The sequence below is a fragment of the Polymorphobacter multimanifer genome, from assembly GCF_014205635.1.
GTDB lineage: Bacteria > Pseudomonadota > Alphaproteobacteria > Sphingomonadales > Sphingomonadaceae > Sandarakinorhabdus > Sandarakinorhabdus multimanifer.
On record NZ_JACIIV010000056.1, the window covers coordinates 1 to 7209 of the forward strand.

Sequence of the window (7209 nt, forward strand, 5' to 3'; positions counted from 1 at the left end):
ACCGCTTCGCTGTCCCAGGGGCGTCGAGCATCCCCAGTCTGCCCAGCCTCGTCAGGCTCGCTGCTGCCTAACGCCCGGCAATCTGCCCCGGTTACACAATATGGCACCTAACCCGATGAAAGTGGCGCTTTTTCTGGAGGAAGCGGGCCTCGAGTACGAAGCGATCCCGATCGACACCAAGCTTGGCGATCAGCACACGCCGACCTTCCGGGCGATCAATCCCAACGGCAAGGTCCCGGCACTTACCGACGGCGACGCCGTAATCTTCGACAGCAACGCTATCCTTCTCTACCTTGCGGAAAGGACCGGCAAATTCCTGCCCAGGCCGGACGCCGGGTCGGCTGCGCGCGCCGAGTTGCTGTCTTGGCTGATGTTTGTGGCGACGGGCGTCGGCCCCTATTCCGGGCAATGCGTGCATTTCCGCCTGTTCGCGCCGGAGCGGCTGGCCTACCCGATCAAGCGCTATGATTTCGAAGCACGGCGCCACTGGCAAATTGTAGACGATCGGCTGGCAGGGACCGGCCACATGGTCGGCGGCACCTATTCGATCGTCGACATGGCGGTCTGGGGATGGGCGCCACGGATCCCCTTCATGCTCGGCGACGAAGCGGCAATGGCCGAGTTTCCGCACATTGCCCGGCTGATGGCGGAGATCGACGCCCGGCCGGCGGCCGCGCGGGCGCGAGCGATCGAGACCCGGCATCCCTTCAAAGGCGATTTCGACGAAGCCGCGATGCGCAATCTCTACCCGCAGATCTTCGCGCCGGATCCCGCCACTGCACGAGCGCGCTAGACAGTCGCGGAGTGCTGTCAGTCCAATGCGCCCGGGCAGGGATGACAACCACCAATCACACACCACCACAAGCTCCGTTCCGTCGTAACACGCACCCCAAGGCTTCGCCGCTTGAATTTCGCCGCTAATAGCCGCTGATCAGCATATCGAGCGCGTCGATAATCACGGCGCTCTCCTCCACCAGACTGGCCACAACAGCACCGCAAGCCCGCAAGGGCACCGCAGCAGCGAATTGCGTGACCATCACATGCTCCAGGCCGTCAATTACGAAGACCGGATTCAGCCTCCCCGCCGGTCGCGGTGCAGCCTCAATCGGCAGCATCGGCACGCAAAAGCGCGAGTTCAGCTGCCGCAGAAGGTCCGACTGGCAGTCCAGCAGCAAGCCGCCGCCGTCCACATCGACAAGCACATCGAAACGCGCCATCAAAAAAGCCGGTATCTGGCGAGCGGCAGGCCATGCGCCTCAACATGCGCATTCGAGGAATCGATGGCCTCGCGATTCTCGGCCAGCCATAGTTCCGCGCGTGTCGCCGCGACCTGGTCGGCGATCCCGCGTTCGCACGCCTCCGACAAGTTGATCCCCAGCGCCCGCGCGTCTTCAACCAGCCGCCGATCGATCGACACATTGGTCGGACGACGCGTTGCTGTCCGTACTGAAGCACGCTTCATGGCGATATCCTTGCGCATGGTTCATGCGCACACTAATCACAAACCCCACACCGTCGCAACGCCCGCCCCAAGGCTTCACCGCGCGTTCAGTCGTGATACAACAGGGCGAACCATGGCTCGTCCCCTTGCCTCAGCACTGGCACTCATCGCCACTCTCGCGGCCGCACCCCAGGTGCAGGCGCAGTCGATCCTGCGTGATGCCGAGACCGAGCGTTTCTTCAACGATATGGCCAAGCCCCTCGTCAAGGCCGCCAATCTCGACGAAAAATCCGTGCAGATCGTCATGGTCGGAGACAATTCGATCAACGCCTTCGTCACCGGCGGCCAGAACGTCTTCTTCCATTCCGGCCTCATCCTCGCCGCCGACAATGTCAACGAGGTCGAGGGCGTGATGGCGCATGAGCTCGGCCATATCGCCGCCGGGCACGGCGTCCGCTTCGGCGAAGGTGCGGGGCCGGCCACCTCCATCTCGCTGCTCAGCCTCATCGGCGCCGCCGCTGCCGTTGCCGTGGGCGCTGGCGAGGCCGGCATGGCGCTCCTCGGGCTCGGCGCCACCGCTGCACAGGGCAAATTCCTCAGCTTCACCCGCGATCAGGAGAGTCGCGCCGACCAGGCGGGCGCGCGCTACCTCGGGCTCGCCGGCCTGTCGGGCAAGGGCTCGATCGACTTCTTCAAGAAGCTGCAGGGCCAGGAATTCCGCCTCGCCATCCCCCAGAACAACGAATACGCCCGCACCCACCCCCTCTCGGGCACCCGCATCAACAATCTGCAGGCGGTCTACGAGGTCGACCCCGCATGGGACCGCAAGCCCGATCCCGCCATCGCCGCCCGCTTCGCCCGCATCAAGGGCAAGCTCACCGGCTTCGTCGAGGAGCCGGCGCGCGTCATGCGCCTCTACCCCGAATCGGATCAGTCGATCCCCGCCCATTATGCCCGTGCCTATGCCTGGCACCGCTCCGCTTATGTCGATGCCGCGGTGCGAGAGGCTGATGCGCTGCTCGCCAAGGCCCCCGACGACCCGTTCTTTCTCGAGCTGAAGGGCCAGATCCTGCTCGAATCGGGCAAGAGCGATGAGGCCGTGCCGGTGCTGCGCCGCGCCGTCGCCAACGCGCCGGATGAGCCGCTCATCATGACGCTCCTCGGCCACGCGCTCATTTCCAGCGAAGATCCCGCCAATTTCACCGAGGCCGAAGCGCTCATGCGCCGCGCCATCCAGAAGGACCGCACCAACCCCTTCGCCTGGTATCAGCTCGGCGTGATCTACGACCGCACCGGAGACAAACCCCGCGCCGCCCTCGCTTCGGCCGAGCGGTTGAGCTTGCAGGGCAATGTGCAGGGTGCAATGTTGAACGCCCGGCTGGCGCTGGGCGGGCTGCCGAAAGGCTCACCCGACTGGATAAGGGCCGACGATATCGCGCTGGCCGCCGCCGATGATTTCGAAGAACTGAGCCGAAAGAAACGCCGTTGACGCCTGCACTCGCCCGACTCAAGGCCATCGCCCAGCGGCCCATCGCCTCTGCCTGGCTGGGTGCGGCTGTCGCAGCCGGCCTCGTCGGCGGCGCCGTCCTCGCCCAGGGCGCCCCTGCCGGCGTCCCCAAGGGTGATGCCGGCCGCGCCGCCATCGAAAAGATCGTCCGCGAATATATCCTCGCCAACCCCGAAATCATCCCCGAGGCGATGACACGCCTGCAGAGCCGCGAGGCCAGCCGCATGCTCGCCTCCAACCGCGAAGAGATCGAGACGCCCTTCGCCGGCGCCTCCGCCGGCAACCCCAAGGGCGATGTGTCGCTCGTGGTGTTCTTCGATTTCGCCTGCCCCTATTGCAAGCAAGGCAGCCAGGATGTCGCCAAACTCCTCGCCGAAGACAAGAATCTCCGCATCATCTACCGGGATTTCCCCGTCCTCTCGCCGGCCAGCGAGGAGGCCGCGATGGCCGCCCTCTCCGCCGCCCAGCAGGGTCGCTACATGCGCTTCCACGATGCCATGTTCGATGGCCAGGGCCGCGTCACCCGCGAGCGCACCGTCGCCACCGTCCGCAAGGCCGGCCTCGATGAAAGCCGCACCGCGCGCGATCTCACCGCCGCCCCGCTCAAGGCCGAAATCAAGAAGAACCTCGATCTCGGCCGTGCGCTCGGCCTCAGCGGCACCCCGAGCTATATCGTCGGTGATCGCGTGCTGAGCGGAGCCGTCGGCTACGAAGCCCTCAAGGCAGCCGTCGCCGAAGCGCGCGCAGCAGGCTGATGCAGGCGGCGCGACTCGATATCGGGTTGGCCCTGCGCCAGAGTTTCCAGGCCCTGCGCGCCGATGCACTCGGCATCGGCAAGGGCGGCCTCCTCCTCGTCGTCCTCCCCAGCCTGCTGGTGCGCCTCCTCGCCCCGGAGGGCGGCTATGGCCCCGATGTCGCCACCCTCGTCACCACGCTGCGCGCCGTGCTCGCCATGCTGTTCGTCTCGCTCGTCAGCTGGGGCGTCGTCGCCCGCCTCGCCGGCCTGCCGCTGCCGCCCGAAGCCTTTTTCGCCCAGGGCCTGCGCCGCGCCCAGCCCGGCCTCAAGGTCGCCCTCCTCGTCGGCGCCGCCATCGTCTTCGGCCTCATCCTCCGCCTCTTCGCCACCCATGGCACCCCCGCCGGCTTCATGCTGCAAACCCTGCTCCTCACGCTGGGCCTCTGGGCCCTGTGCACCCTCATGCCCGCCGTCCCCGTGGCGGTCGTCGAGCGCCTCGGCCCCGTCGATGCCCTCAAGCGCGCCGCCGCACTCACCGCCGGCAACCGCGACCGCACCCTGCTCCTCGGCCTGCTGCTGGCCCTCGTCATCGGCATCGGCGCTCTCCTCATAAGCCGCGCAACCGATGCCGCCCCCGCCCTCGAAGCCGCCTTCGAACTCCTTGCCTGGGGCGTCGCCGCCATCGTCCCCTCGGTCGTCTACGCAGGCTTGCGGATCCCCCAATGACCAGCTTCCAGACCGCCGATGGCACCGAAATCGCCTACCAGACGCTCGGCGAGGGCAAACCCGTCCTCCTCCTCCACGGCCTGTTCAGCAGCGGCCACACCAACTGGATCCGCTATGGTGCGGCCGCAGACATCGCCAGCGCCGGCTTCCAGCTCATCCTCCCCGATTTTCGTGCCCACGGCGCCTCGGGCAAGCCGCACGACCCCGCCCTCTACCCCGCCGATATCCTTGCTGCCGACATCGAGGCGCTCATCGCCCACCTCGGCCTCACCGACTATATCCTCGGCGGCTACAGCCTCGGTGCGCGCACCACCGTCCGCCTGCTCGCCCGCGGCCACATCCCGCCGCCGGCCAAGGTCGTCCTCGGCGGCATGGGCCTCTCCGGCATCACCGACATCGAAGGCCGCAGCGATTTCTTCCTGGGCGTCATCAAGCACAGCGGCACTTTCAAACCCGGCAGTGCCGAATACGCCGCCGATGCCTTCATGCGCCAGAACGCCATCGACACCACCGCCGTCGCCCACCTCCTCCGCACCCAGCAGCCCACCCCCCTCGAAACCGTCCGCACCCTCACCCCCGCCACCCTCGTCATCGCCGGCGAAAACGACCACGACAACGGCAGCGCCTCCGAACTCGCCCTCGCCCTCCCCCACGCATCCCACGCCACCATCCCCGGCAACCACATGAGCGCCGTCACCAAACCCGATTTCGGCACCGCCATCGCGGCCTGGCTGGCGCATTGAGGTCGGGAGAAAGGGCCTCCGGCGGCTGGGGCCGCCGGCCCCAGACCCCATTAATCAGTTTTCGTATGATCAGGTCGCGCCATGAATGAGCCGACCTACTGGATCGTAAACCCATAATCTGGGAACGACTGCTAACGCCCAAAGTGCGTCGTTCAGGCTGTTGCAATCCAAATTCGAAAGCGGTCAACCAAGCCTATTGCTAGCGACGTGTCGCAGAGCAGACTACGCTGGACCGTATGAGAACGCCCTCCCGCCGGATACTGCTGTCTGTCGCCCTTGCAATGTTGCTCGTGATTGTCGCCGGTGCCGCTGGTTGCCGTGCGTTGGATCGTCGGCACGTCGCAGCAATGCTAAACATAGAGAATGTACCCCCGTCCCTATCGGACATCGACTGCGCAAGCTTTGGCTTCACCGATGTTTTGGAACGATGTGCATTCAAGATTGCGCCCGCCGAATTCGATGCCCTGTTAGCGGGCTACAGCTATGTCGAGCCTGCCTCATGTAAGACGTTCAAATCTTCGGCGGAGCCATGTCTAGCTTCTGGACCGCAAGTTCAATCGAGTCATAACTTCTGCTGTGGTCCAAAGGTAGGCTCTGACTTCCTTGTCGCCCACACATTCGTGGCTAACCCAGAGCGGTTTGAGCATGGAGGCAGTGTCGTCGTTGTTGCTGATCGCAGTCGATCTCTCGTGATGGTGGACCTATACGTAGAATGAGGCGACGGGCGGCAGTTAACCGCCAGGAAGCTTCTGAAAACTGCCGGACCGCTTCCCACCACTTGCAGACATTCGAGCCGATCACAGCTGACGCCAAGCGGACTGACCGCTACCGCCCCAGTAGCCGACGTTGTTTCGCATACGCGCCCAGTCTATCGATACCGGGTTATGTCTGCGACAGCCACTTCGCTAAGTCTTAAGAGCCACGGTGCGGAACGGCTGCAGGGCGCCGTAGCCGGAGATCTGGCGGCACTACTTGGCGCCTTGGCCAACCTCCCCGCAGACCACGCCGGAATCCGCATTAGAGGAGTTCCAACGCTGTCCCCATTCCTTGGATCGCATGGCTCGATCGGCGCAATTGCCGCCTACACCCTCGGCCCAATGAGCCGACCGGTGCGGGCTGTTCTGTTTGACAAAACAGCAGGCACCAATTGGTCGCTGGCTTGGCACCAAGATCGCACCATTTGTGTGGAACGGCGCAAAGAGCTTCAAGGCTTCGGCCCATGGACAACCAAGCAAGGAATGCAGCACGTCGCTCCGCCTTTTGAGCTGCTGTCTCGCATGGTGACGCTGCGCGTCCATTTGGACGACGTTCCCGCCACCAATTCCCCTCTTCTAATCGCGCCGGGTTCGCACAAGCATGGTCGGGTGCCTGTGGGCGCGATTGACGCCGTTGTTCGCCAGTGCGGCACGTACACCTGCCTCGCAGATGCTGGGGACGTGTGGGCCTATGCGACCCCCATCCTGCACGCCTCGGAAGCCGCCGCTATGCCAGCCCGCCGCCGTGTTTTGCAGGTTGACTTCGCCGCGGAGGACCTTCCGGGCGGTTTGGAGTGGCTAGGCGTCTGATGGCCGCTTTCCACAGCATCCCGGCCATTCGCGCCCGACCGAGTGTTTGCCAGATGCGGCGTGTCGGCTTGCGCCCACTTGCAGACGTTCGCCGCCAGTGCGACCCTTCCATCTATGGATATTCAGGAAGTTAAGGTGCTGCTGTCACCGGACCAATATGGTCGAGTAGCAATTGTGCGCAGATCAGATGGTCGGTTCTGCCTCTATCAGCATTGGCACTGGACCCGCGAGACGCAGGTCGCCTTTCATGTCGAACCTGTCGAGGACCGACGGTGGACGGTGGATAGCACAACCGAGATGTACGAGGGAGTTGAGCCGCTTTCAAGACTATACGGCACCGTAGAAGATGCAGAGCGACAAGCTCGGCGGATGTTAGGATTGAACGACGGGTGACGCCCCGATTCTGTTGAAAAACCCTGCTTGATCGATGGTTGATGGCGTGATTCACTCTGCTTGAGGCGAGCGGAGACGGTCTCATGATGGGTGAGCGA

The 7209-nt window shown here is 64.6% G+C and carries 9 protein-coding genes; 7 read left to right on the forward strand and 2 right to left on the reverse strand.

Translation table 11 applies throughout. The features are described from left to right. The coding region (locus FHS79_RS18160) for a glutathione S-transferase family protein (RefSeq protein ID WP_341534483.1) at nt 1-793 on the forward strand (793 nt) is incomplete at its 5' end. Nucleotides 794-917: 124 nt separating this feature from the next. Here FHS79_RS18160 and FHS79_RS18165 read toward each other — a convergent pair. Both FHS79_RS18165 and FHS79_RS18170 read right to left on the reverse strand, forming a co-directional pair. Then, nucleotides 918-1217: a CcdB family protein gene (locus FHS79_RS18165; protein ID WP_184203212.1), complete on the reverse strand. Its 300-nt coding sequence runs from the start codon at nt 1215-1217 to the stop codon at nt 918-920. Continuing rightward, nucleotides 1217-1462: a type II toxin-antitoxin system CcdA family antitoxin gene (locus FHS79_RS18170; RefSeq protein ID WP_184203214.1), complete on the reverse strand. Its 246-nt coding sequence runs from the start codon at nt 1460-1462 to the stop codon at nt 1217-1219. The genes FHS79_RS18165 and FHS79_RS18170 overlap by 1 nt, the downstream gene beginning before the upstream one ends. A 112-nt stretch (nt 1463-1574) precedes the next feature. Here FHS79_RS18170 and FHS79_RS18175 point away from each other — a divergent pair, with 112 nt between their 5' ends. From FHS79_RS18175 to FHS79_RS18200, 6 genes are all read left to right on the forward strand, one after another. Next, nucleotides 1575-2930 carry a M48 family metalloprotease gene (locus tag FHS79_RS18175; protein WP_184203216.1) on the forward strand — a complete coding sequence of 452 codons (1356 nt, stop codon included), beginning with the start codon at nt 1575-1577 and terminating at the stop codon, nt 2928-2930. Continuing rightward, a complete protein-coding gene (locus FHS79_RS18180) occupies nt 2927-3703 on the forward strand; it encodes a DsbA family protein (protein WP_184203218.1) in 777 nt (258 codons plus the stop codon). The genes FHS79_RS18175 and FHS79_RS18180 overlap by 4 nt, the downstream gene beginning before the upstream one ends. Further along, complete coding sequence (locus FHS79_RS18185) at nt 3703-4410, forward strand: hypothetical protein (RefSeq protein WP_184203220.1); 708 nt, start codon at nt 3703-3705, stop codon at nt 4408-4410. The genes FHS79_RS18180 and FHS79_RS18185 overlap by 1 nt, the downstream gene beginning before the upstream one ends. Beyond that, a complete protein-coding gene (locus tag FHS79_RS18190) occupies nt 4407-5153 on the forward strand; it encodes an alpha/beta fold hydrolase (RefSeq protein ID WP_184203222.1) in 747 nt (248 codons plus the stop codon). Before FHS79_RS18185 ends, FHS79_RS18190 begins: the two co-directional genes overlap by 4 nt. A gap of 1109 nt (nt 5154-6262) precedes the next feature. Then, the gene (locus tag FHS79_RS18195; RefSeq protein ID WP_308430160.1) at nt 6263-6718 is read left to right on the forward strand and encodes a phytanoyl-CoA dioxygenase family protein; all 456 of its coding nucleotides are present in this window, start codon (nt 6263-6265) and stop codon (nt 6716-6718) included. Between the two features lie 78 nt (nt 6719-6796). Then, nucleotides 6797-7111, forward strand: coding sequence for a hypothetical protein (locus tag FHS79_RS18200; protein ID WP_184203226.1), 315 nt, complete (start codon nt 6797-6799; stop codon nt 7109-7111). The last annotated feature ends 98 nt before the right edge of the window (nt 7112-7209 follow it).